This is a genomic window from Hydrogenophaga defluvii, assembly GCF_042665235.1.
Lineage (GTDB): Bacteria > Pseudomonadota > Gammaproteobacteria > Burkholderiales > Burkholderiaceae_C > Hydrogenophaga > Hydrogenophaga defluvii_A.
This window is the reverse complement of sequence record NZ_JBHTBZ010000016.1, coordinates 41,805-66,355: the sequence shown is the minus strand read 5'-3', so window position 1 is coordinate 66,355 and position 24,551 is coordinate 41,805. Positions and strand designations below refer to the sequence as shown.

General features: G+C 66.3%; 22 protein-coding genes. 7 read left to right on the top strand and 15 right to left on the bottom strand.

The annotated features are described in order from the left end of the window. The first annotated feature begins 3 nt into the window (after positions 1–3). Positions 4–933, top strand: a complete 930-nt coding sequence (locus ACFQU0_RS07470) for an alpha/beta hydrolase (protein ID WP_382199548.1) — start codon at positions 4–6, stop codon at positions 931–933. Here ACFQU0_RS07470 and holA read toward each other — a convergent pair. The 3 genes from holA to ACFQU0_RS07455 form a co-directional block, all read right to left on the bottom strand. After that, positions 930–1,982, bottom strand: a complete 1,053-nt coding sequence (gene holA, locus ACFQU0_RS07465) for a DNA polymerase III subunit delta (RefSeq protein WP_382199547.1) — start codon at positions 1,980–1,982, stop codon at positions 930–932. The genes ACFQU0_RS07470 and holA overlap by 4 nt on opposite strands. A 62-nt stretch (positions 1,983–2,044) precedes the next feature. Next, on the bottom strand, positions 2,045–2,764 hold the full coding sequence (locus tag ACFQU0_RS07460; RefSeq protein ID WP_382199546.1) for a response regulator: 720 nt from the start codon (positions 2,762–2,764) through the stop codon (positions 2,045–2,047). Next, entirely contained in the window at positions 2,761–4,257 is a 1,497-nt protein-coding gene (locus ACFQU0_RS07455; protein ID WP_382199545.1) for a DUF4118 domain-containing protein, read from the bottom strand. Before ACFQU0_RS07455 ends, ACFQU0_RS07460 begins: the two co-directional genes overlap by 4 nt. Before the next feature lie 204 nt (positions 4,258–4,461). On the opposite strand from ACFQU0_RS07455, the gene ACFQU0_RS07450 reads away from it, so the two are divergent. Both ACFQU0_RS07450 and ACFQU0_RS07445 read left to right on the top strand, forming a co-directional pair. Then, complete coding sequence (locus ACFQU0_RS07450; RefSeq protein WP_382199544.1) at positions 4,462–5,796, top strand: TrkH family potassium uptake protein; 1,335 nt, start codon at positions 4,462–4,464, stop codon at positions 5,794–5,796. Continuing rightward, positions 5,786–6,478, top strand: coding sequence for a potassium channel family protein (locus ACFQU0_RS07445; protein WP_382199543.1), 693 nt, complete (start codon positions 5,786–5,788; stop codon positions 6,476–6,478). Before ACFQU0_RS07450 ends, ACFQU0_RS07445 begins: the two co-directional genes overlap by 11 nt. Positions 6,479–6,480: 2 nt before the next feature. Here the strand turns inward: ACFQU0_RS07445 and ACFQU0_RS07440 are convergent, their stop codons facing one another. Continuing rightward, complete coding sequence (locus ACFQU0_RS07440) at positions 6,481–8,184, bottom strand: ABC1 kinase family protein (RefSeq protein ID WP_382199542.1); 1,704 nt, start codon at positions 8,182–8,184, stop codon at positions 6,481–6,483. A gap of 135 nt (positions 8,185–8,319) precedes the next feature. Beyond that, complete coding sequence (locus tag ACFQU0_RS07435) at positions 8,320–10,206, bottom strand: GspE/PulE family protein (protein WP_382199541.1); 1,887 nt, start codon at positions 10,204–10,206, stop codon at positions 8,320–8,322. Positions 10,207–10,348: 142 nt separating this feature from the next. Here ACFQU0_RS07435 and ACFQU0_RS07430 point away from each other — a divergent pair, with 142 nt between their 5' ends. Further along, positions 10,349–12,268, top strand: coding sequence for a sensor domain-containing diguanylate cyclase (locus ACFQU0_RS07430; protein WP_382199540.1), 1,920 nt, complete (start codon positions 10,349–10,351; stop codon positions 12,266–12,268). A gap of 16 nt (positions 12,269–12,284) precedes the next feature. Here the strand turns inward: ACFQU0_RS07430 and ACFQU0_RS07425 are convergent, their stop codons facing one another. The 6 genes from ACFQU0_RS07425 to ACFQU0_RS07400 form a co-directional block, all read right to left on the bottom strand. Further along, complete coding sequence (locus ACFQU0_RS07425; protein ID WP_382199539.1) at positions 12,285–12,806, bottom strand: LPS-assembly lipoprotein LptE; 522 nt, start codon at positions 12,804–12,806, stop codon at positions 12,285–12,287. Positions 12,807–12,808: 2 nt separating this feature from the next. Continuing rightward, on the bottom strand, positions 12,809–15,496 hold the full coding sequence (gene leuS / locus ACFQU0_RS07420; RefSeq protein ID WP_382199538.1) for a leucine--tRNA ligase: 2,688 nt from the start codon (positions 15,494–15,496) through the stop codon (positions 12,809–12,811). A 62-nt stretch (positions 15,497–15,558) separates the two neighbouring features. Further along, complete coding sequence (locus ACFQU0_RS07415) at positions 15,559–16,005, bottom strand: ExbD/TolR family protein (RefSeq protein WP_382199537.1); 447 nt, start codon at positions 16,003–16,005, stop codon at positions 15,559–15,561. Further along, the gene (locus ACFQU0_RS07410) at positions 16,002–16,670 is read right to left on the bottom strand and encodes a MotA/TolQ/ExbB proton channel family protein (RefSeq protein ID WP_382199536.1); all 669 of its coding nucleotides are present in this window, start codon (positions 16,668–16,670) and stop codon (positions 16,002–16,004) included. Before ACFQU0_RS07410 ends, ACFQU0_RS07415 begins: the two co-directional genes overlap by 4 nt. A 16-nt stretch (positions 16,671–16,686) precedes the next feature. Continuing rightward, positions 16,687–17,451 (bottom strand): 4-hydroxy-tetrahydrodipicolinate reductase, encoded by a 765-nt coding sequence (gene dapB, locus ACFQU0_RS07405; RefSeq protein WP_382199659.1) that lies wholly within the window; start codon positions 17,449–17,451, stop codon positions 16,687–16,689. 35 nt (positions 17,452–17,486) lie between these two features. After that, positions 17,487–18,089, bottom strand: a complete 603-nt coding sequence (locus tag ACFQU0_RS07400; RefSeq protein ID WP_382199535.1) for an outer membrane protein assembly factor BamE — start codon at positions 18,087–18,089, stop codon at positions 17,487–17,489. 104 nt (positions 18,090–18,193) lie between these two features. Here ACFQU0_RS07400 and fur point away from each other — a divergent pair, with 104 nt between their 5' ends. Next, on the top strand, positions 18,194–18,628 hold the full coding sequence (gene fur, locus ACFQU0_RS07395; RefSeq protein ID WP_382199534.1) for a ferric iron uptake transcriptional regulator: 435 nt from the start codon (positions 18,194–18,196) through the stop codon (positions 18,626–18,628). A gap of 116 nt (positions 18,629–18,744) precedes the next feature. Here fur and hprK read toward each other — a convergent pair whose 3' ends face one another. From hprK to ACFQU0_RS07375, 4 genes are all read right to left on the bottom strand, one after another. Continuing rightward, positions 18,745–19,689: an HPr(Ser) kinase/phosphatase gene (gene hprK, locus ACFQU0_RS07390; RefSeq protein WP_382199533.1), complete on the bottom strand. Its 945-nt coding sequence runs from the start codon at positions 19,687–19,689 to the stop codon at positions 18,745–18,747. A gap of 34 nt (positions 19,690–19,723) precedes the next feature. After that, positions 19,724–20,194, bottom strand: coding sequence for a PTS sugar transporter subunit IIA (locus ACFQU0_RS07385; RefSeq protein WP_382199532.1), 471 nt, complete (start codon positions 20,192–20,194; stop codon positions 19,724–19,726). 116 nt (positions 20,195–20,310) lie between these two features. Beyond that, positions 20,311–20,640 carry a ribosome hibernation-promoting factor, HPF/YfiA family gene (hpf, locus tag ACFQU0_RS07380; protein ID WP_382199531.1) on the bottom strand — a complete coding sequence of 110 codons (330 nt, stop codon included), beginning with the start codon at positions 20,638–20,640 and terminating at the stop codon, positions 20,311–20,313. A gap of 127 nt (positions 20,641–20,767) precedes the next feature. Next, on the bottom strand, positions 20,768–22,069 hold the full coding sequence (locus ACFQU0_RS07375; protein ID WP_382199530.1) for an MFS transporter: 1,302 nt from the start codon (positions 22,067–22,069) through the stop codon (positions 20,768–20,770). 39 nt (positions 22,070–22,108) lie between these two features. Between ACFQU0_RS07375 and ACFQU0_RS07370 the strand changes: the two genes are divergently transcribed. Both ACFQU0_RS07370 and corA read left to right on the top strand, forming a co-directional pair. Beyond that, positions 22,109–23,344 (top strand): patatin-like phospholipase family protein, encoded by a 1,236-nt coding sequence (locus ACFQU0_RS07370; protein ID WP_382199529.1) that lies wholly within the window; start codon positions 22,109–22,111, stop codon positions 23,342–23,344. Between the two features lie 215 nt (positions 23,345–23,559). Beyond that, on the top strand, positions 23,560–24,546 hold the full coding sequence (gene corA / locus ACFQU0_RS07365) for a magnesium/cobalt transporter CorA (RefSeq protein ID WP_382199528.1): 987 nt from the start codon (positions 23,560–23,562) through the stop codon (positions 24,544–24,546). Positions 24,547–24,551 lie beyond the last annotated feature (5 nt).

Sequence of the window (24,551 nt, the reverse complement as noted above, 5' to 3'; positions counted from 1 at the left end):
CCCATGCTGCACCCCCAAGCCCGCGCCCTGCTCGACCTCATCATCGAACGTGGCGTGCCGCCCACCCACACCTTGAGCGTGGACGAGGCCCGCCGCTTCTACCGCGAACGTCGCCACATCACCCAGCCCGAGCCACCCCCCATCGACACCGTGCAGGCGCTGGTGGCCGACGGCCCTCACGGCCCCATTGCGCTGCGCTTGTACCGCCACGGCAACGGCGCGGGCCTGCGCCCGGCCTTGGTGTACTTCCACGGCGGCGGCTGGGTGATTGGCGACCTGGACACCCACGATACCCTGTGCCGGCAGCTGGCCATCGCCTCGGGTTGTGTGGTGGTGTCGGTGGACTACCGGATGGGCCCGGAACACCCTTTCCCGGCCGCCGTGGATGACGCCTGCGCCGCCACGCGCTGGGCGGCGGCCCAAGCCGCTGCGCTGGGGCTGGACGCCACCCGCCTGGCGGTAGGCGGCGACAGCGCGGGCGGCAACCTGGCGGCGGTGGTGGCATTGACGCTGCGTGGCGAGGTGCCACTGGCCTTTCAACTGCTGATTTACCCGGCCACCGACCAACACCGCACGCACGACTCGCACCGGCGCAACGCACAGGGCTACCTGCTGACGGCCGACACCATGACATGGTTCCACGACCACTACATCGCCGACCCGGCGCAGGACAACGACTGGCGCGCCTCGCCGCTGCGCCACCCCGACCTGGCGGGACTGCCACCCGCGCTGGTACTCACCGCCGGCTACGACCCCTTGCGCGACGAAGGCATCGCCTACGCGCAGCGGCTCAGCGAGTCAGGCGTCCGTGCGACGCTGTTGAGCTTTGAGCGGCAAATCCACGGTTTCATGCCCATGGGCCGGGTGATCGACGAGGCCAACGAAGCCGTGGCCTTGTGCGCCGACGCGCTCAGACGGGCGTTGCACCCTTAACGCGTTGCGCAAGCCCGGCACACGCCCATGGCCAGGCGGTGCAAGGCCTGCCACGGGTCGCTGGGCCAGTCGGCCTGCCTGAGGCCTTTGACGATGCCGTCCACCCGGTGGGCGTCCACCACAAACGCCGCCGCCTGCGCGGGCGTGATGCGCGGCAGGGCGCGCTCCATGAGTTTTTCCTTCGCGCCCCAGACACGGCTTTCGCGCAAGGCCAGCGGCAAAGGTTTGCCCTCGGCCATGGCCAACTTGACGCGGTGCAGCGTGCGCACGTCGTCGGCCAGGGCCCAGTGCACCAGCACCGGCGCTTCGCCCTCGGCCTGCAAGCCGTCGAGCATGCGCTGGGCACGGCCCAACTGCCCGCCCAGCACCGCCTCGGCCAATTTGAAAGCGTCGTAACGGGCCACGTTGAGCACCGCGCTTTCCACCTGCTCAAACGACAACTCGCCTTGCGGAAACAGCAGGCCCAGTTTCTGGATTTCCTGGTGCGCCGCGAGCAGGTTGCCCTCCACGCGGTCGGCAAAAAACTGCAGCGTGCGCTGCCCGGCCTCGCTGGCCTGCACACGCTGGCCTTGGGCTTGCAGGCGCTGCGCAATCCACTGCGGCAAGGCCTGACGTTCGATGGGGTCGGTGCGCACGGTGATGCCGTTGGCGTCCAGCGCACCAAACCACGCGCCTTTCTGGGTGGCGCTGTCCAGGCGCGGCAAAAACACCAGCGTCAGCACGCTGTCGTTGCCACGCGCGGCCTCGGCCAGTTGCTGCAAGGCCTGCGACCCGTCCTTGCCCGGTTTGCCCGATGGGATGCGGATCTCCACGATCTGCTTGTCGGCGAACAGGCTGAGCGAGCCACCAGCGGCCAAAACCTCGCTCCAGTCGAAATGGGCACCGGCCACGGTGAACACACTGCGGTCGGTGTAGCCCGCCGCCCGTGCCGCGCTGCGCACGGCATCGGCGCACTCTTGTTGCTGCAGGGGTTCGTCGCCGTACAGCGTGTACAGGCTCTTGAGGCCACGCTGAAGGTGTGGGGCGATCTGGGCCGAGGGGACTTGCATGGCGGCATTATCACCACCCATTCGAGCGTGATCGGCCACTTCGGGGCCACCTCGGTGCCAACTCAGGTCCCGGCGCTGACAAACCGGTAGCCGACACCGGTTTCGGTCAGCAACCAGCGGGGCCGCGATGGATCGACCTCGATTTTTTTACGCAGATTGCCCATGTGCACCCGCACGTAGTGCGCGTGTGCCACGTGGCTGGGCCCCCACAACTCCTGCAGCAAATGCCGGTGGGTGATGACCCGGTCGGGGTGTGAAGTGAGCGCGAGCAGCAAGCCATATTCCATGGGCGTGAGGTGCACCACGGCACCTGCGCGTGTCACCCGCCGCTGTGCGCGGTCCATGACGACGTCGCCAAACTGCAGCACGGCCTCGTCACCCCCAGCGTGCCGCCGACGCCGGCGCAGGTGCGCCCGTGCGCGCGCCAGCAGCTCGGCCGCACCAAAGGGTTTGACCAGGTAGTCGTCGGCACCGGCGTCGAGCGCGCGAACTTTGTCGGCCTCTGCAGAGCGGGCCGACAACACGAGCACCGGCGATGACGACCAAGTGCGAAACGCCGTGATAAACCGCACACCATCGCCGTCCGGCAAACCCAGGTCCAGGACCACCAGATCGGGGCGATGCAGCCCCGCTTCGATCAACGCGCGCTCCACGTTGCTGGCTTCAATCACCTCGTGGCCTTGCATCACCAAGGCCAGGCGAACAAAACGCCTGATGTCGGCTTCGTCCTCCACCACCAGCACGCGCGCACCCTCGGGTGATTCGGCAAGCGCCTGGCTCATGGGTTCTCCGTTGCCCGGCTGAGGGCGGGTTCGGGGGGCAGGTCGGGCGGGTGGGTGCGAGGGAACACCAGCTCGAAGCGCACGCCCGCCTTGGGCAGGTTGGCGACGTTCAACTGACCACCATGGGCCCGCACGATGGCCCCGCACAACGCCAGCCCCAGGCCCACGCCGGGCGTGGCGCTCTCGCGCACACCCCGCTCGAACTTGCGCAACATGTCGGCCGGTCGCGCAGTGGGCAAACCCGGCCCGTTGTCGCTCACCGACACACTCAGGTGATCAGGCCCGGCACAGGCGGCCAGGGTAACGGTTGAACCCGCAGGCGTGTACTTGGCCGCGTTCTCCAGCAGGTTGACCAACACACGCTCCATCAGCACCGGGTCCAGGTGAAAAAGCGGCAGGTCATCGGGCACGTCCACCACCGTGTGGTGGTGGTCCAACATGCTGCCCGCCGCCGCCAGCGCGGCACCCATGACCTCCTCCATGGGCAGCCAGTCGCGGCTCAATCGCACGGTGCCCGACTCCATACGCGCCAGGTCCAGCAGGTTGTTGGCCATCGCTGCCGTGCGACGGGCCGACGCGGCGATGGCGCGTGCGATGTCGTCTTGCTGCGGCGTCATTGCCGGCCGCGTCAGCTGCAGCGACTCTGCCAGCCCAACCAAGGAAGCCAGTGGCGTGCGCAAGTCGTGCGAGATGGCAGACAGCAAGGCATTTCGCAGGCGCTCGCCCTCGAAATCCACCGCGTTCTCACGCGCCACGTCGATGTAGTGGATGCGCTCCAGGGCGCTGCCGATCAGGGCGGCGCACGCTGCCACCCATTGGCGCTCGTTGTCACCCCAGGCCATGGTTTGCGCACACTGCAGACCGAGCACTCCACGCAAGGCCATGGGGCCGTGCAAGGGAACGACGTGGGCCTCCCCCGCGCCCCATCGCTCCACCGGCTCACCCGCAGCGGGCTTCGTCGCCGCCAGGTGCAGCGCGCGCTGTGCCAGCCCTGCCGGCGCCGGCTCGGGCGACACCTGCCGCCACTCAGGGTGGCAAATCCAGAGCGTGGCACGCACGGCCATCTGGTCCCAAAAACTGCGCCGCGCAATGTCGTCCACCTGAGCAACCGACAGCGCGTGACCCAGCGCCCGCGATATCTCGTACAGGTTGCGGACCAGGTTCTCACTCGCCGCCGCCGCGCGGGCTTGGGCGCGCAACGAGGCGGTCAAATGGCCCACGATCAGGCCCACCAACCCCATCACGGCCAGCGTGAACAGCAGGCGCTCGTCGGCCACCTGCAACGAAAAGCGCGGTGGCACAAACACCACGTTGAACAGCAGCACCGAAGCCACCGCAGCCAGCACCGCAGGCCCGCGCCCCAGCCACGCACCGGCCAACACCACCGCCAGCATGAACACCAGCACCAGGCTGGCCATGTCCAGCACTTGCGCCAGGGGAAATGCCAACAGCACGGCCGCCAGGCAAATGCCGAGGGCGGCCGCGTAGGTCATGCCGACACGAAGTCGCGCGTCAATCGGTTTTGCAGACAGGGGGTGCAAATGAGGTGTCGCCACCAGGCAACTTTACGCGAACCTGCCCGGTGTCGGCAGGACAACACAGGGCCGCATCAAGAACCTATAAAGATTCGACCCAGTGGCTCGGCAACGTCGATAGTCCCACCCAAAATCCGGCACCACCTGCGTTTTTTTGTCTGCATGCGCCATCAACAACTGTCCCACCCCAGCCGCACGGTCGCCTTGCTGTTCCTGGCCCTGATCGCGGTGGGCACCGTGGCGCTGAAACTGCCGGCATCGAACGCCGAGGGCATCAGTGCACCGTGGTTGACCGCGTTGTTCACCGCTGTGTCGGCCGTGTGTGTCACCGGCCTGGCGGTGGTGGACACCGGCACCTATTGGTCACCGTTGGGTCAGGTGGTGGTGATGCTGCTGTTCCAGATGGGCGGGTTCGGGCTCATGACCGCCGCCGCCCTGCTGGGCCTGATGGTCAACCGATCGCTGCGCTTGCGCACCCGCTTGCTCACCCAAGCCGAAACCCACAGCGTAGGCTTGGGGGACGTGGTTGGCGTGGCACGTGTGGTGCTGGCTGTGACCGCCGTCTGTGAGGGCGCCTTGGCGGTGTGGCTGATGCTGCGCTTGCACCTGGGCCACGGCATGCCTTGGGGCGAGGCCGCATGGAGTGGGCTGTTCCATGCGGTGTCGGCCTTCAACAACGCCGGTTTTTCCTTGCACGGCGACAGCCTGACCCGCTACAACCGCGACACCCTGATCTTGCTGCCCGTCGCACTGGGCATCGTCATCGGTGGCATCGGATTTCCCGTCCTGCAAGATCTGCGCGCGCGGTGGCGCGACCCCCTGCACTGGTCCCTACACACCAAACTCACGCTCACTGGCAGCGCGCTGTTGTGGGTCGTGGGTGCTGGGTGCCTGCTGGTTTTTGAATGGAACAACCCGCAGACCCTGGGGCCGATGCCAGCGGCGGACAAGCTGCTCAATGCGGTGTTCGCGTCCGTGTCTGCACGCACGGCCGGCTTCAACGCGGTGGACATCGGTGCATTGACCCACGAAAGTTGGGCCTTGCACTTTTTGCTGATGTTCATCGGTGGTGGCAGCGCCGGCACCGCCGGCGGCGTCAAGATCAGCACCGCCGCCATCCTGTTGCTGCTGGTCGTGGCAGAGGTGCGCGGCCGGCCCGACTGCGAGGCCTTTGGCCGCCGCGTGTGTCTGCCTGCACAACGCCAGGCCATCACGGTGCTGGTGCTGGGCAGCGCCGTGGTGGCAGGCGCCACGATTGTTGTGCTCAGCACCACCCACTTGCCAACGGACAAGGTCATCTTCGAGGTGATCTCAGCGTTCGGCACGGTCGGCCTGTCCACCGGCATCACCGCAGACCTGCCAGCGCTGGCGCAATCGGTGTTGATTGTGTTGATGTACGCCGGCCGCGTGGGCCTGATCACGCTGGCCACGTCGCTCGCATTGGGTGAGCGGCGCATGCCCTGGCGCTATCCCGAGGAGCATCCAATTGTTGGGTAAGTTGTTCACAGAGCAGTTTTCGTTTTCCGCCAGCGACTCGGTGGTGGTCATCGGCCTGGGCCGCTTCGGCGGTGCGGTCGCGCAATCGCTGGTCAGCCTCGGCCACGATGTGATGGGCATCGACAGCGACGCCGAACCCGTGCAGCTGTGGGCTGACCGGCTGACCCATGTGGTTCAGGCCGACGCCACCAACGTGATGGTGATGCGCCAACTTGGCGTGGCGGACTTCAAGCACGCCATCATCGGCATCGGCGACAACCTGGCCGCCAGCCTGATGACCTTGATGACCTTGGCCGAGCTGGAGATTCCCGACATCTGGATCAAGGCCTTGACCGAAGACCACGGCCGCATCGCCCAGCGCATTGGCGCCCACCACGTGGTCTACCCCGAAGCCGACATGGGCGAACGCGTGGCACACCTGGTTTCAGGCCGCATGGTGGACTACATCGAATTCGACGACGGCTTTGCGATCGCCAAAATCCATGCACCGGCCACCACCCACGGCAAGCGCCTGAGCGAGTCGATGGTGCGCGAGCGTTTCGGCGTCACGGTGGTGGGGGTCAAACGCGCGCAGGAAGACTTTCAACACGCCACGCCACAGACATCGGTTCGAGCGGGTGACCTGCTGATCGTTTCAGGCCCCACACGCGACGTGGAGCGTTTTGCCGGCCACACCAAGTAGGCCTAACCGTCGCGGTCGCCATCGTCCCGCCCGCTGCGCGCCATGGCTCGCAGCAACCAGATGCCGAACACCACAGCACCCGCAAAACCCATCAGGCCAAAAGCCGGCAGGCCAAACAGCGTGGGGCCACCCTGCACCGTGAGCACGATGGACGAGCCGATGATGAGCGCGGCCACCACCAGCGCCATGCTCAGGCGGTTGGCCGCGCGGTCGATCTGGTCGCCCACACGCTTGAGGTGGGCCAGCTCGATGCCCACCTGCAATCGGCCGCGCCGCGCATTGCGCAGCAGACGCCCCAGGTCGTCGGGCATCTGCTCCAAAGCCCCCAGGCTGCGGCGCAACAGCGACCAGCCCCGCTTGGCCAGCGCCTTGGGCTGGTAGCGCGCACGCAGCACACGTTTGAGCAAGGGCAGGGCTTCGGTGGCCATGTGGAAGCCGGGGTCCAACCCACGGCCCATGCCTTCGAGCGTGATGAAGGACTTGATGAGCAGGGCCAGATCGGACGGCAAGCCCAGCTTGTGTTCGCGCAGGATGGTGGTGACATCGGCCAGCATCTGGCCCAGGCTGAGCTTGGCCAGCGACACGCCGTGGTACTGGTCCACAAAGGCCTCGATCTCGCTCTCCAACTGGGCGGTGTCGATGCCGTGGGTGTCGCCCGCCCAGTCCAGCAGCACGTCGGCCACGGCCTGGGCACGGTGCTCCACCAGGCCCAGCAGCAATTGCAGCAAGTCGTCGCGGCGGCGCTCGCTCAGGCGGCCAGCCATGCCGAAGTCGATGAAGGCAATGCGGTTGCCCGGCAGGTAGAACACGTTGCCGGGGTGCGGATCGGCGTGGAAAAAACCGTCCTCCACGATCATCTTGAGCACGGCGCCGGCACCGCGTCGCGCGAGCAGCTGGCGGTCAAATCCGGCCTCGGGCGTCAGGCGGTCCAGCTGGTGGCCGGGCACGCCATCGAGAAAATCCTGCACGTTCACGCAGGCACCGGTGTGGGCCCAGTGCACACGCGGAATGGCGATGTGCTCCAGCGCCGCCAGGTTGATGGCAATGCGCTCGGCGTTGCGGCATTCGTTGGCCAGGTCCAGCTCGCGCCGCAACGAACGGGCGAACTCGCGCACCAGCAACTGCGGCCGGTAGGGCTTGAGCGCGGGCAGCTCGGCCTCGGCCAATGCGGCCAGGCGCTCCAGCAGGCGCAGGTCGGCCTCGATGGTGTCGGTGATGCCAGGGCGGCGTATCTTGACCACCACCTCGGTGCCATCGTGCAGTTGCGCGCGGTGCACCTGGGCAATCGATGCGGCGGCCAGCGGCTCGGCGTCAAATCGCGCGAACACGGCCTCGGGCTCACCGCCGAGGTCGTCTCGCAGCTGCAGGCGCAGGCTGTCCAGCGGCAGCGCGGGCACCTGGCTGTGCAGCTTCTCGAATTCGGCGATCCACTCGGGCCCGAACAGGTCGGCGCGACCGGCCAGGATCTGGCCGAGCTTGACGAAGGTGGGCCCCAGCTCCTCCAGCGCCAGCCGCACCTGCACGGGGGGCGGCAGCCGGGCCAGGTCGGCGGCGTGTTCCCACCGCAGGGCGTGACCGGCTTTTTCCAGCGCGTCGGCCAAACCCAGGCGGCGCACCGTGTCGCCAAAACCATGGCGGATCAACACGCCCAGGATGTCCTGCAGGCGACCCAGGTCGCGCGCGGTGGTGAGGGCCTGGAGCAGCATGTCAGTGGCCCACTGCGCGAGCGCGGCGCAAGCGGCGGTCAAACCGGGAGACACCGCCGGGCCGGCTCTGCCGGACGGCTGGTGTCGCCCCTTGAGGGGGATGCGGCCACGCGCAGCGGGCAAGCAACGGGGTGGTCATAAGTTCGTCGCGGCGATGACTTCGGGCAGATCGGTCAAGCCTTGAATGACCTTGTCGATGCCGTCTTGTCGCAGTGTTTTCATGCCGGCCTTGAGCGCGGTGTCGCGGATCTCGGTGGCCGAGGAACGGCGGCGGATGTGGTGGCGGATGTCTTCGTCGTTGAGCATCAGCTCGTAGATGCCCAGGCGGCCTTTGTGGCCGCGCCCTTCGCAGACGGTGCAACCCGCGCCGCCTTTCACGAAGCTGCGCAGGTAACGCCCGCCGTGGCCATCGTCCTGCCCATATTGTTCGGTCCAGCGCGCGATCTGCGCTGCCACGTCGCGCGCATCCACGTGCTGAACGCTCTCCAGGTACTGGGTCGCCAGGGCCTCCAGTTCGTCCTGCGTGGCGGGTCGGGCGGTCACACAGGCCTTGCACAGGCGGCGCACCAAGCGTTGCGCGAGGATGCCCAGGAGCGAGTCGGAAAAGTTGAACGGGTCGAGGCCAATTTCGAGCAGTCGGCCCACGCTCTCGGGCGCCGAGTTGGTGTGCAGGGTGGACAACACCAGGTGGCCGGTGAGCGAGGCTTCGATGGCGATGCGCGCGGTCTCTTCGTCGCGCATTTCGCCGATCATGATGACGTCGGGGTCGGCGCGCAAAAAGGTGCGCATGGCGGCCGCAAAGGTCCAGCCGATGCGTGGGTTCATCTGCACCTGACGCAGGCCCTCCTGGGTGATTTCGATCGGGTCCTCGGCGGTCCAGATCTTGCGCCCCTCGGTGTTGATGTCGGCGATCAGCGAGTGCAGCGTGGTGGTTTTGCCGCTGCCGGTGGGGCCACACACGAGGATGAGACCGTAGGGTTTTTGCGCCAGGCGCTGCAGTTGGGTGAGGTCGCGCGGGTTCAGGCCGATGGCGTCCACCGGGATGGGCTTGGAGCCCGCCAGCAAACGCAGCACCACGTCTTCGAGGCCGTTGACGGTGGGCACGGTGACCACGCGCAGCTCGGTCTTGCTGCCACCAAAACGGGCGAAGTCGATCTTGCCATCCTGCGGCTTGCGGTGCTCGGAGATGTCCATGCCCGCCATGATCTTGATACGGGCCACCAGCGCGTAACGAAAACGCGACTCCACCTCCAGGTAGCGCTTGAGTTCGCCGTCCAGGCGCAGGCGGATGCGCACCGTCTTGGGCGCTGGCCGCGTTTCAATGTGGATATCGGAGGCCTTCTGTGCAATGGCTTCCTCGATCAGCGAGTTGATCATGCGCACCAGCGTGTTGTCGGACTCGCTGACGATGTCGCCATCGGGTTCGCTCACACCGACATCGCTGCCCGCCATCAGGTTGACGGCCAGATCTTTGGCGGCCATGCGGGTGCCCCCGATGGGTGTGGGGCTGCCCGCGCTGGCCTGGTAGGCACGCTCCAGCGCCGGCATCAGGGTGCCGGGCGCCGCCAGCACGGGCACGATGCGCATCTGCGTCATGAAGCGCAATTCATCGTGCAGGCGCTTGTCCAGCGGGTCCGCCATCAGCACCACCAGCAGGTCTTCGTGCCGCAACAGGGGCAGCACCGACTCGGCCTCGGCCACAGCGCGTGGCACCATGGCCAGGGCCTCGGGGTCAAAACGGTAGTGGCGGGCATCCACCACGCGATTGCCCAGCCAGCCGGCGATCACCTGGCGCAGTTGCGCTTCGCTGAGCACGCCCTTGTCCAGCAATTGACGGCCCAGTTGGCGGTACACGCCCAGCTTGCGCTCCTCCACCTGGGTTTGCAGCGCTTCGGCCAGTTGGCGCACCGTGATGACGCCACTTTGCACCAGCGCATCGCCCAGGTGCTGGGCGCCATGGGCCGTGGACTGGGGGTTTTGCAACAGGCGCCACAGCTCCTCAGGGCTGTGGGGCTGCGGCACGCCATGCACAGGGGGGGCGGACGCGGAGGCTTCGAGCGGATTGGGCATACCCGGTACGGTAAATGAAGCGGCAAAAGTGTCAGCCCCCGTTATAGTCGAATTGTCAAAGCTTGGGCTCCAGGCCCCTCCCCCCCGCCACGCCATGGACTCGCTGCTGCCGCCCACCCACGGCTTCACGCCTGCCAGCAACCCACGCCCACACTTCTGGGGGCTGGACGCGCTGTGGGCGCGCCTGCTGCTGGTGGGCGTGTTGTACGCCGCCACAGGCTGGTTGTCGGTGCGCTTCACGCTCTCACCGGGCGGACCGGCCATGCTGTGGCTACCGAACGCGGTGGTGCTGGCCGCCCTGCTGTTGTCGCCCCGGCGGCAATGGGGGTTTTTTGCCGCCCTGATGGTGCCCGTGGAACTGCTGGTGGACTGGGGCACCTACAGCCCGATGCAAGCGCTGGGTTTTGCCACCGCCAACATTTTGGAAGTCCTGGTCGGCGCCTACGCCATCACGCGGTTGTGCGGGCGGGTGTTCTCTGTGCAGCGGGTGGTCCACGTGGGCTGGTTTGTGGTGCTGGGCGCGGGGCTGGCCAGCGGGCTGTCGGCACTGCTGGGGGCACTGCTGCACCCACAACATCCGGAGGGCCTGGGGCTGTGGGGCCACTGGCTGGTGTGGTGGTTGGGCGATGCGTTGGGCCTGATGGTGCTCACGCCCTTGCTGCTGGACCTCTGGGGGTCACAGTTGAAGAGCGAACACCTGCACCTGCTGCGCAGCTGGCGCTGGTGGCCCGAAACCCTGTTGCTGATCGTGCTCAACCTGCTGGTGTTTGGCGAGCGCTGCACGGGTCTGGGCAGCCCGGCCCTGAGCGTGGTGCTGGTGCTGCCCGCCGTGGCCTGGCTGGCCTTGCGCCACGGCACGGTCGGCGGTGCCTGGGCCAGCCTCTGGACAGCCGCCATCGCCATCGTGCTGACCGCGGCGGAATCAGGCCCCTACGCCAGTGGCAACCTGCCTCGCAGCGACCTGCAGTTGCAGGAATTCCTGCTGGCGGTGGTGTTGTCCGCGCTGGGCCTGGGTGCTTTCGTGCTCGAAGCCCGGCAACGCGAAAACGCCTTGCGTCTGTTCCAGCGCGCGGTGGAGGCGTCGGACGACAGCATCGCCATTGCCGATGCGCAGGTGGACGATTTTCCCGTCGTCTACGTCAACCAGAAATTCCTCAGCAGCACCGGCTACCGCGCCGACGAGGTGCTGGGCCACAACTGCCGCTTCCTGAGTGCCCACGACCGCGACCAGCCCGGCCTGCATGCGGTGCGCCAGGCACTGCAACGAGCGGAGTCGGTGCAGGTGAACCTGCGCAACTACCGCAAAAACGGTGAGCTGTACTGGAACCAGCTCACACTGGCACCGGTGTTCTCCGAACGCGGCGCGTTGACGCATTTCATCGGCGTACAGCACGACATCACCGACATCAAGCGCACACAAGACGAATTGCTCGCCGCCAAGCATGCGCTCGAAACCCAAAACCAGGAGCTGGAAGACCGGGTGCAGGAGCGTACTCACGAACTGGAGTTGCTGTCCACGACAGACCCCCTGACGGGGGCACGCAACCGCCGCTACCTGATGGACCAGGCGGCACTGGAGATCGCCCGCGCGCACCGCTATGGCCACCCGCTGTCCTGCCTGTTGTTTGACATCGACCACTTCAAACGCGTGAACGATGCCCACGGCCACGACGTGGGCGACCGCGTGCTCATCGCCATCTGCATGGCGGTACAAGCCATGCTGCGCCCGGCCGACACGCTGGCGCGCTACGGCGGTGAAGAGTTTGTGGTGTTGCTGCCCGACACCGACGTGGTTCAGGCGCGCTACGCCGGGGAACGCATACGCAAGGCCATGCAGGACATGCCGGTGCCGGCACCGGGCCTGGACACGCCGCTGCGGGTCACGGTCAGTGTGGGCGTGGCCACGCTGTCGGTGCTCCATGCCGACGCCGACGCCCTCTTCAAAGCCGCCGACACGGCCATGTACCAGGCCAAGGAAGGTGGGCGCAACCGGGTGGTGGTGGCGGGAGAGTGACCCCGGCCCGTGGCGTTCAACGCTTGACGACGCTCAGGCGGCGCAGCACCTGCTGGACGATGTCGGTCTGCATGTCCTTGTACATCAGCGCTTCTTCCGCCTCTTTGCCCAGCACGGCGGTTTCGGTGAAGCTGATGTCGCGCGTCTGCAGCAGCTCGCTGTCCTCGATGAGATCGGCGCCCTGGGCGCTGCGCAGGCGAAAACGGAAGCGTGTGCGCAGCTGCAGCTCGCGCACCTGGCCCGTGGCGGTGATGCCCACCACGGCGCGCTCGCGCTGGTCGGCCAACACGTCCATCACCACGTCCACCGGTTCGCTGGCGGGCGGTGGCAGGCCGGGCTGGCGCGGTGGCTCGGGTGGCAACACGCGCACCCCCGCCTGCTCCAGGGCCCGCATCAGCTCGCGTGCCACCGGCGTGGCAAAGTTGCCAGGCGAGCGGATGGTTTCAAAGGCCAGCTTGGGCGGCTGACGCAGCTTGAAGCCGCAGCCCCCCAGCAGCGTCACACCACCAGCCAACACCACAGCGCGGCGTGTGCCCATGGTCACACCACCACGTTGACAAGGCGACCGGGCACCACCACCACCTTCTTCGGCGGAGCGCCGTTGGCGGCCTTGGCAAACGCTTCGCTGGCCAGGGCGGTGGCCTCGATGGTGGCCTTGTCGGCGCCAGCCGGCACCAACACGGAGCCGCGGTGTTTGCCGTTGACTTGCAGCACGAGTTCGATCTCGTCCTGCGCCAAGGCACCCGGATCCACCTGCGGCCAAGGTGCGTCCAGCAGCTCGCCCAGGGTGCCGGCGTAACCCAGCTCGGTCCACAGGGCGTGGGCAATGTGAGGCGTGGCTGGGTACAACACGCGCAGCAAGATGCCGAAGCCTTCGATCACCGCGACCTGTGCGCCCGCGTCGTCGAACTGCTTGAAATCCTCCAGGGCGTTGAGCATCTTCATGGTGCCGGAGACCACAGTGTTGTACTGCATGCGCTGGTAGTCGTAGTCCACCTGCTTGAGCACGGTGTGGATCTCCAGGCGCAGGGCCTTGGCGGCCTTACCGAAGGCCACATCGGCCAGGCTCTTGGCACCGGCGGCCGATTGCGCGGCGGCGGTCCAGTCGGCTTGGCCCAGCTTGACCCCCAGGTTCCAGACGCGGCGCAGGAAGCGGTAGCTGCCCTCCACGGCCGAGTCGTTCCACTCCAGCGTGGCCTCGGGCGGCGCGGTGAACATGGTGTACAGGCGCGCGGTGTCGGCGCCGTATTTCTCGATCAGGTCCTGCGGATCGACGCCGTTGTTCTTGGACTTGGACATGGTGCCCACGCCCTCGTAGTCGATGGGCGTGCCCACCGGCAGATCGCCGACCGCATTCTTCAGCTTCGCGCCAACGATCTTGCCGCCTTCGTCCAGCACATGCTCCACATCGTGTGGCCAGAAGTATTCCTTGGCGCCCTTGTCGGTGCGGCGGCTGTAGATGTGGTTGAGCACCATGCCCTGCGTGAGCAGCTTGGTGAAGGGCTCGTCGACCTTGACCAGATCCAGGTCGCGCATGACCTTGGTCCAGAAACGCGCGTACAGCAGGTGCAGGATGGCGTGTTCGATGCCGCCGATGTACTGGTCCATCGGCATCCAATAGTCTGCGCCTTCGGCCACCATCTTGTCGGCGTTGGTCGGGTCGCAATAGCGCATGAAGTACCAGGACGAATCCACGAAGGTGTCCATGGTGTCGGTCTCGCGCTTGGCCGACTTGCCGCAGATGGGGCAGGTGACACCGGCGTGGAAGCCTTCGTGTTTGTGCAGCGGGTTGCCGCTGCCATCGGGCACGCAGTCCTCGGGCAGCACCACCGGCAGGTCTTTCTCGGGCACCGGCACCGCGCCGTGTTCGTCGCAGTGGATGATGGGGATGGGTGTGCCCCAGTAGCGCTGGCGGCTCACGCCCCAGTCGCGCAGGCGCCAGGTGGTTTTCTTCTCGCCCAGCGGGCCCAGCAACTCGGCCACCTTGTCCACGGCGGCCTTGTAGGCCAGGCCGTCGAGCACGCCGCTGTTGACACACACGCCGCGTTGTTTGTCGCCGTACCAGTCGGCCCACTGGGTGGTGCTGTAGGTCTCGCCTTCCACCGCCACCACTTGCTTGATGGGCAACTGGTACTTGAGTGCAAACGCGAAGTCGCGTTCGTCGTGCGCGGGCACGCCCATCACGGCGCCGTCGCCGTAGCTCATGAGCACGTAGTTGCCCACCCACACGTCGACCTTCGCGCCGGTCAGCGGGTGCGTGACCTGCAGGCCCGTGGGCATGCCCTTCTTTTCCTGCGTGGCCAGTTCGGCCTCGGTGGTGCCACCGGTCTTGCATTCCTCGATGAAGGCGGCCAACGCGGGGTTGCCGGCGGCGGCGTGCGCGGCCAGTGGGTGTTCGGGCGCCACGGCGCAGAAGGTCACGCCCATGATGGTGTCGGCGCGTGTGGTGAACACGTACATGCGGCCATCACCGATCAGTGCGCCCGCGGCATCGCGGATGTCGTGGGTGAAGGCGAAACGCACACCTTCGCTCTTGCCGATCCAGTTCTCCTGCATCAGCCGCACCTTGTCGGGCCAGCCGGTCAGCGTGGCCTTCTCGTTGCCCATCTGGACGTGGTCCAGCAGCTCTTGTGCGTAGTCGGTGATCTTGAGGTAGTAGCCGGGGATCTCGCGCTTTTCCACCAGCGCACCGGTGCGCCAGCCGCGCCCGTCAATGACCTGCTCGTTGGCCAGCACGGTCTGGTCCACCGGGTCCCAGTTGACGACCTGGGTCTTGCGGTAGGCGATGCCTTTTTCCAGCATCTTGAGGAACAGCCATTGGTTCCACTTGTAGTACTCGGGCGAGCAGGTGGCCACCTCGCGCGACCAGTCGATGGCCAGTCCCATCGCCTGCATCTGCTGCTTCATGTAGGCGATGTTTTCGTAGGTCCACTTGGCCGGTGGCACCTTGTTTTTGAGCGCCGCGTTTTCGGCCGGCAGGCCGAAGGCGTCCCAACCCATGGGCATCAAGACGTTGTGGCCCTTCATGCGCAGGTGGCGCGTGAGCATGTCGTTGATGGTGTAGTTGCGCACGTGGCCCATGTGCAGCTTGCCGCTGGGGTAGGGCAGCATGGAGCAGGCGTAGAACTTCTTCTTGTTCTCGTCCTCGGTCACGCGGTAGGCATCGGTGGCCGTCCAGTGGGCGTGGGCTGCGCGCTCCACGTCTTGCGGGGTGTATTTGTCTTGCATGGGGGCGGGGCCAAAAAAGGGGCGCGGCCCGCCTGGGGCCGCCGTGCTGGGATTTTAGGCGCTCAGCGGGCGGTGGCCTGCGTCGGGCCAGGTTCGGCCACGAAGCCGATGCGTGACAGACCAGCCGACTGCACCTGGCCAATGAGCGCGGCCACGCGACCATAAGGCACGGTGGCGTCCACACGCAGCAGCACCTCGGTGTCGGGATCGGTGCGGGCGATCTCGGTGAGTTGGCGCTCCAGTGCATCGGCCGGCACCAGGCGTTCGTCCACGAACAGGCGCAGTTCGCGGTCCAGCACCACGGACACCGAACCTGCGGTCTTGACCGGCGCCGTGGCCTGGGCCTGGGGCAGGTCGATCTTGAGGCCGCTGACCATCAGCGGCGCGGTGACCATGAAGATGACCAGCAGCACCAGCATCACGTCCACCAGGGGCGTGACGTTGATGTCGCTCATGGGCGTAGAGCCGGCGGTGTCGAAACCGTCGCGTTCAAGCTGTCCAAAGCTCATTTCGCAGCCTCGGCGACAAGATCGCGCAAATCCCGCGCAAAGCCTTCCAAGTCGGCCTCGATGCGCGCGATGCGCCGGCCGAGCACGTTGTAGGCCAACACGGCCGGTATCGCCACAAACAGGCCCGCAGCGGTCATGACCAAGGCCTCCCCCACCGGACCCGACACCTGGGCGATGGACACCTGGCCCTGGTCGGCGATGCCAGTCAGTGCGTTGAAGATGCCCCAGACCGTGCCCAGCAGACCGACGAAGGGTGCGGTGGCCCCCACGCTGGCCAGCAGCACCTGGCCGGTGCGAAGGCGGTTGAGCACCGCGTGCAGGGCCTGGCGCAGCACGCGGGTGAGTTGGTGCGACACATCGGCCGAGGCGGCGAGGGTGGTGGGGGCATCCACCGCGTGGCGGGCCGTGTCCACCTGGTGGGCTGCCAACACCAGGGGGGCCAGCACCGCTTCGCGGTCCAGTTGCTGCAGGCGGGGCAAGGCATCGCCCAATGTCGGCGATTGCCAGAACACCGACACGCCAAGCGTGAGGTCGGCCGCCGCGCGGCGCAGCAGCCAGAACTTCCACAGCAACACCACCCAGCTGCCCACCGACATGAGCAGCAGCAGCAAGGCCACGGCACGCCCGATGGCGTCGGCCTGGGCCAGCAACTGCAGGGCGCTCATGGGCGGCGCGGAGGCGTCAGTTCAGGCCCAACACGTCGAACATGTTGAACAGGCCGGTCTTTTTGTCGGCCAGGAAACGCACCGCGCGCAGGCTGCCTTGCGCGTAGGTGGCTCGGCTGCTGGACTTGTGGGTGATCTCGATGCGCTCACCGGTGCCGGCGAACAGCACGGTGTGATCGCCCACGATGTCGCCACCACGTATGGTGGCAAAACCGATGGAGGACGGGTCACGCTCACCGGTCACGCCTTCGCGGGCGTACACAGCACAGTCCTTGAGGTCGCGCCCCAGGGCACCGGCAATCACCTCGCCCATCATCAGCGCGGTGCCGCTGGGTGCGTCCACCTTGTGGCGGTGGTGGGCTTCGATGACCTCGATGTCGTAGCCGGTGGCCAGGGCCTTGGCCGCCATCTCCAGCAACTTGAAGGTGACGTTGACGCCCACACTCATGTTGGGCGCCATGACGATGGCGGTTTGTTTGGCGTATTCGGCGATCTCGGCCTTTTGCGCATCCGTGAAGCCGGTGGTGCCGATGACGACCTTGACGCCCAGCCGCGCGCATTCGCGCAGGTGGTTGAGCGTGCCCTCGGGGCGGGTGAAGTCGATCAGGAACTGGCTGCCGGCCAAACCTTGTGCCACATCGCCGGTGATCAAGGCGCCGGTGGTCTGGCCCAGGTAAGCGGCGGCGTCCTGGCCGACAGCGGGGCTGGTGGGCAAATCCAGTGCGCCGGTGACGCTGCAGTCGTCGCTGGCGCGCACGGCCTCGATCAACATGCGGCCCATGCGACCGCTGGCGCCGGCGATACAGATGTGGTGGTTCATCGTGCGGCTCCGGTGGCCGACTCCAGCGGCGGGTAGCTGTTGGCGGGCGCTGCGGCCGGGGCGCTGGCAGGCTCGGGGGTGGCCTGCGGTGCGCCTTTGCGGTTGCTCTCGTCAAACGCCTTGAGGCTGGCTTCGCTGGCCTCCATCGCGCGCTCCTTGCCCGTGACCGGACGCACCACCAGTGAAGCGACGAACTCTGACTCGGTGGGCATGTCGTCGGCCTCGACGCGCACGAGGTTGTTGCCCTCAAAAAACACCGTCAACTTGCGCGTCTGCTCCGCTTCGCTGCTGCCGCCACGGCGGTAAGTGAACACGTAATCCCAGCGGTTGGCGTGGAAAACGCTTTGCAACAGCGGCGTGCCCAGCACGTCCCTCGTCTGCACGCGTGTCATCCCCGTCTTGAGCGCGCTCACCTGCTCCTTGGTGATGACGTTGCCCTGCACCACGTCGATTTTGTAGGGCTTGATCAGCCCACCCAGCGTGGACATGCCGGTGGCCGCATCACGGAGGGTGCCGCAGGCGGACAGGCCCAGCACCAGGACGAGGGTGAGAGCAGCGCTGGCGCGGCGCGCCACAGCAGAACGTTGGATGGGCAACATGGGCGTACACACGGTGGGGAAACGGCATGCGCCAAAGGGCGCGCGATATCATTGGTCATTGTAGCCACAGAGGGTGTTTGCCTCGCCCGGTGACCCGCCACGCCATGACCAACATCGACGAACTCAAAAGCACCGGTCTCAAGGCCACCCTGCCCCGGCTGAAGATCCTGGAGGTGTTCCAGGCCAGCAAGCAACGCCACATGACGGCCGAGGACGTGTTCCGCGTCCTGCTGGACGACCGCTCCGACATTGGCCTGGCCACCGTCTACCGGGTGCTGATGCAGTTCGAGCAAGCGGGTTTGCTCACGCGCAGCAATTTCGAGTCGGGCAAAGCGGTCTACGAACTCAATGAAGGCCAGCACCACGACCACCTGGTGTGCCTGGACTGTGGCCGGGTAGAAGAGTTTTTCGACCCGGAAATCGAGCGCCGCCAGCATGCGGTGGCCGAACAGCGCGGCTTTGTGCTGCAGGAACACGCGTTGTCCCTCTACGCCAACTGCAGCAAGACCGACTGCCCGCACCGCGCGTCGAAGCGCTAAAAAGAACGGGTGCTGGCGCGCGCCAGCGAGGTGCTTGGCCGCAGCGCAGGGCCGCCCCAAGCAAGGCCGCGCCCCCTCGGGGGGCAGCGAACCACACGAAGTGGGGAGCGTGGGGGTTAGCGATTCATCGCGTCGCGGTGGCGCTGCACAAACTGCTGGTAGGTGTCGATCCCGCGCAATTGCAGCACCATGTTGCGCACCGCCGCTTCCACCAGCACAGCGATGTTGCGCCCGGCCACCACCTGGATGACCGATTTGCGCACGGGCACACCCAGCACATCCTGGTACATGGGCTCGTGGGGCAGGCGCTCGTAGTCGCGCTCCAGGGTCTCGGCCCGCACCAGGTGGACGATGAGCTTGAGACGCATCTTGCGGCGCACGGACGTTTCGCCAAAGATGGCCTTGATGTCCAGCAGGCCGATGCCACGCACCTCCAACAGGTTTTGCAGCAACTCCGGGCACCGGCCCTCAATGGTGGTCTGGTTGGTGCGGTACAGGTCCACCGCGTCGTCAGCGATCAGGCCGTGTCCACGCGAGATCAGCTCCAGGCCCAACTCGCTTTTGCCCAAGCCCGACTCGCCGGTGATCATCACACCCACACCCAGGATGTCCATGAACACCCCGTGCATGGACACCCGCTCGGCAAAGTGCCGCGACAGGTAGGCGCGCAACACATCGATGACAAATCCGGCCGACTCATGGGTGGCAAACAGGGGAATCTGGGCCCGTTCGCACATCGACACCAGCGCATCGGGCGCGGTCTGGCCGTCGGCCACTACCAGCACAGGCGGCTCCAGCGTGACAATGCGCGACACCCGGCGACGGCAGTCTTCCGGCGTGGCGTTGGTGAGGTAGCTCACCTCGCGTTCGCCCAGCACCTGCAACCGGTACGGATGGATGTAGTTGAGGTAGCCCACCAGATCGGCACCCGAACGTGCCATGGTGACGGCGACTTCGTCGAATCGTCGTTCGGAAGCGATTTGCCCCGCAATCCACTGCCAGTGCAGCGACTCGCGGTGCTGCTCAAACAGCACATCGGCACTGACAACGGCAGCCTTCATGCGGGCAGCGCGGGCAAAAAAGGACGTGGACCGCTTAGGCGGTCGCGTGCGCCGATTGCCAGTTGGCGATCAAGGCGTGGAGTGCCGCCGCCTGATCCGAGGTCTTCATCTGCTCGCGCAGGCTGCTGTCGCTCAACAACTCGGCAATTTCCGACAGGATTTCGAGGTGTTTTTGGGTGGCCGCTTCCGGCACCAGCAAAAAGATCATCAAGGTGACGGGCAGCTCGTCCGGCGCATCAAACCCGATGGGGTTGAGCAGCTGGAACACCGCCGCCAGGGGCTGTTTGAGCCCTTTGATGCGGCCGTGCGGGATGGCCACGCCATGGCCCAGGCCGGTCGAGCCCAGCCGCTCACGGGCAAACAGGCTGTCGGTGATCAGCGCACGGTTGAGACCATGCTGGGTTTCAAACAGCAAGCCAGCCTCTTCAAAGGCACGTTTTTTGCTTGTGGCATCGACGTGGACCAGCACCTGTTCGGCGGGCAATATGGCGGAAAGTCGGTTCATCGGGGGCCTCTCGGACCGCGAATTATGCCCAGTTGGGGGGATTAGGCTAGACGTGGGCCACAAAAAAGCCGCTTGACAAGGCAAGCGGCTTGTTGCAGTGCAGCATTACCCAGGTATCACATCAGCCGTTTGGCGGCTTCGTGGTGGTGCTCCTGGGTCTTGTCCTTGTAACGCAGCACCTGGCGGTCCAGCTTGTCGGCCAGTTCGTCCACGGCAGCGTACAGGTCAGCGTGAGAGCTTTCGGCAAACAGATCACGGCCTTTCACATGGATGTTGCATTCGGCGCGCTGGCGCAAATCCTTTTCCTTGAGTTTGTCCACCGTCAGCAGCACTTTGATATCGACCACCTGGTCGAAGTGCCTTGAAATGCGATCGAGCTTGCTGGTGACGTAGGTGCGCAGTGCCGGGGTAACTTCCAGGTGATGTCCGCTGATCGTCAAGTTCATAAAGAGCCTCCTTAGCTCTGGGTTGACACGGCCGCCACCGGTTGAGGGCAGCGACCACACAAATCCTGTGCAACCACTATGCCCCCTCGGATGCTGCAGCGCAATCCCGCACTGCAACATGAGCAAGTCAGGGGGCCTTTGCTTGCGCTGCCACCGGCTTTGGGCCAGACTGCTGTGTGTGCAGCTTGAGCCCTTTGGCCACCCAGATGCTGGCCAAACTGGCAACGCACCCCAGCAAAGACGCCACCCAGTAGTGGCGCAGGAGTCCGTTGTCGTCGCGCGAGATGATGAAACCACCCACCAAGGCCGCCAACCCCATGGCAGCCGATTGCACCGCGCCGTTGAAAGCCATGAAGGTGCCCCGCCGTGCGGGATCGGCCGCCGACGCCAGGATGGCCATGCCTGGAATCATGCGTCCGCTCATGACCACAAACTGCGCGGTGGACAACACCACCACCGCCACCAGGGCCAGCAACGGCACGGGGGCCGCCAGCGGCTGGTCGGTGGCCCAGGCCCAGACGGCCGGTCCCAGGGCGATGCCCAGCAGTGGCACCAGCACCGCCAGCGCCAGCCACCCGAACACCCGCACTTTGCCGTGGCGGTCGGTCCACCGCCCGACCCAGCGCGCGGTCAACAACGACCCGATGCCGCCAAACAGGTAGAGCAACGGGATCTGGTGGTCTTGCAGCCCAGCGTTGCTGGTGGTGAACAAGGTGATGTAGGGGATGGTGGTGAAGCCGGTGGCCATCAACAAACCCGAAAACAGGAAGGCCCGGCGGTGGTTGGCATCGGCCAACACCTCGCCCATGCCACGCCAGACGCCGCTGGGGCTGGCACCGCCCGACAGGTGGTGGCGCAGCGCCGGCAGGCTCCACGCCGCCGCCAGCGCCAAAACCGCACACAACAAAGCGATGGCAATGAATGGCATGTGCCAGCCGGCCCACGCGGCCAGCCACAGCCCGCCCGGCACGCCGGCCACCGTGGCCAGCGAAAACGCGGACATCACCACCGCCGCAGCGCGGCCCCGCCGCTCGAAAGGAACCACGTCGGCCACGATGGTGTGCGCCAGCGCGGTGAGCACGCCACCAAAGGCGCCTGCGGCAATGCGTGCCACCATCAGGCTGCCAAACGTGGGCGCCAGCCCACAGGCCAGGGTGGCCAGTGCAAAGCCGCCGTACAACACCAACAACAGGCGCTTGCGGTCAAAACGGTCGATGTAGCCCGCCGCCAGCAGGCCAGACACACCGGCAGCGAAGGTGTAAGACGACACCAGCAGCCCGAACTGTGCGTCGCTGATGCCAAAAAGCCGCGTCAGCTGCGGCCCCAATGGCATCATGATCATGAAATCGACGATGTGGGTGAACTGGATGCCCGCCAACGTGAGCAGCAGGCCCAGTTCACGGCGTCGGCTGTACAAGGCTGGCGTCATGGGTGAAGTTCAAAAAATACAAACGGCCGGAACCGAACAATGTCGCTGGACACGCTGATCGCATCGCACCTGTTGGCACCGGCACGCCCGCCGCGCGCCAGCGGTGCCGCCGCACTGGTTTTGATGGGGGGCGGCGCGCGCACCGCCTACCAGGCGGGGGTGCTGCGGGCCATCGCCCACATGAAGCCGGCCACCGCAACCGAGGTTTTTCCGTTCCAGTTGCTGCTGGGCACCTCGGCCGGCGCCCTCAACGCGACCTACCTCGCCAGCCAGGTGGCACAAGGCTGGGCCGCACTGCCGGCACTGGCCGCATTCTGGCTGCAGCTGCGGTCGGCACAAGTCTACCGCCTGGACGCACCACGCTGGTCGCGCACCCACTTCCTTCTGGCGGGGCTCACGCTGGCGCGCCAGGTGAGGGCCCACCGCGCCCTGCTTGACACGTTGCCGCTGGTGGACACCTTGCACCGCGCCATCGATCTCAGCGCCATCGAACGCGCCTTGCAGAGCGAGGCGCTGCAAGCGCTGGCGGTCACGGCGTCCAGCTACAGCAGCGGTGAACACTGGACCTTCTGCCAGGCCGGCCCCAACCTGCCGGCCGAGCCCTGGCACCGCCCCGGCCGGCGCGCCGATTTCCAGCCGGTGACCATCGAACACCTCATGGCGTCCAGCGCCATCCCTTTTCTGTTTCCCGCTGTGCCACTGTGGGTGGATGGGCACAAAGAGTATTTCGGCGACGGCTCCATGCGCCAGCTCTCGCCCTTGTCGCCCACCATCCAGCTGGGCGCACGCAAGGTGCTGGTGATTGGTGTGGGCCAACCACAGCGGGCAGGTTTGGCGGGCAGCGCGCGCGCGCCCGATGCCGAACCCACCGCCGGCACCATCGCCGGCCACGCCATGGCCAGCGTCTTCCACGACACCCTGATGACCGATGTGGAACAGGCCCAGCGCGTGAGCAAAACCCTGGCCAGCCTGCCACCCGAACTGGCACTGGCCCTGCCTTACCGGCCGGTGGAGGTGCTGGCCATGCAGCCCACGCAGTCGCTCGACGAGATCGCGCTGCGGCACGTGAGCGAGCTGCCCGCCGCCACCCGCAACACCCTGGAGGGCCTGGGCGCCCTCAACACCCAGCGCGGCGTGGGCGCCAGCGGTGCGGCGCTGGCCAGCTACCTCTTGTTCGAACCCGGCTTTGTGCAGGCGCTGATCACGTTGGGCGAACAGGACGCCTATGCCCGCCGGGCCGAACTGGAAGCGTTTTTTGACACACCACCGACTTGACGCGGTGCCATAATCGCGCCAGTTTTTGTGAACGGAGCACCCCTTGGACAGCACACCCAGTTGTGTGCTTTCAGTTCCCGCCACGCGGCACTGACCCGACATCGAGCCCGATGAGGCCGGTGGGCACCGCGCGCGGCAGCTGAAAGCACCCCGCCCCCACCGCCACCCGGCCCCGGGTGGCCCCCGTACATCGTCGCCCGACCGGAAGCCCGCGCATGCTCAACGTCTTCACCCTGGCCAATGGCCGCCTGTTCCAGGAAGAGATCGAATCCCTGGAAGAACTGGCCCAGTTCAAACCCATCTGGGTCGACCTGGAATCGCCCACGCTCGAAGAGCGCCGCTGGGTGCGCCAGCACTTTGGCCTCAACATCCCCGACGACGCGATGGACGAGGACATCGAGGAGTCAGCCCGTTTTTTTGAAGAAGACAACGGCGAACTGCACATCCGATCCGACTTCCTGATCGACGACGACGAGCAGCCGCGCGCGGTGCGCGTGGCCTTCATCCTCAACCAGCACAACACCGAGCTGCGTGGCCACGGCGTGCTGTTTTCCATCCACGACGAAGATGTGCCGGTGTTCCGCCTGCTGCGCATGCGCGCGCGCCGCATGCCAGGGCTGATCGAAGACGCCAAGGAAGTGCTGCTCAAACTCTTCGACGCCGACGCCGAGTACTGTGCCGACACGCTGGAAGACATCTACGACCAACTCGACCTCGTGAGCCGCCAGGTGCTGGCCGGCAACGTGACCGACAACAAAGCCGGCGAAGTGCTGGCCGCCATCGCCCGCCACGAAGACATGAGCGGGCGCATCCGCCGCAACGTGATGGACACGCGCCGTGCGGTCAGCTTCATGATGCGCACCCGCATGCTGAGCGCCGAGCAGTTTGAGGACGCACGCCAGATCCTGCGCGACCTCGACTCGCTCGACAGCCACACCGCCTTCCTGTTCGACAAGATCAACTTCCTGATGGATGCCACCGTCGGCTTCATCAACATCAACCAGAACAAGATCATCAAGATCTTCTCGGTGGCCAGCGTGGCGCTGCTGCCGCCCACGCTGATCGCCAGCATCTACGGCATGAACTTCCAGTACATGCCGGAGCTGAACCAGACCTGGGGCTACCCGGCCGCGCTGGTGCTGATGGTGGCCTCTGCGGTGGGGCCGATGCTGTATTTCCGCAAGCGCGGCTGGCTGAAATAAAGCGG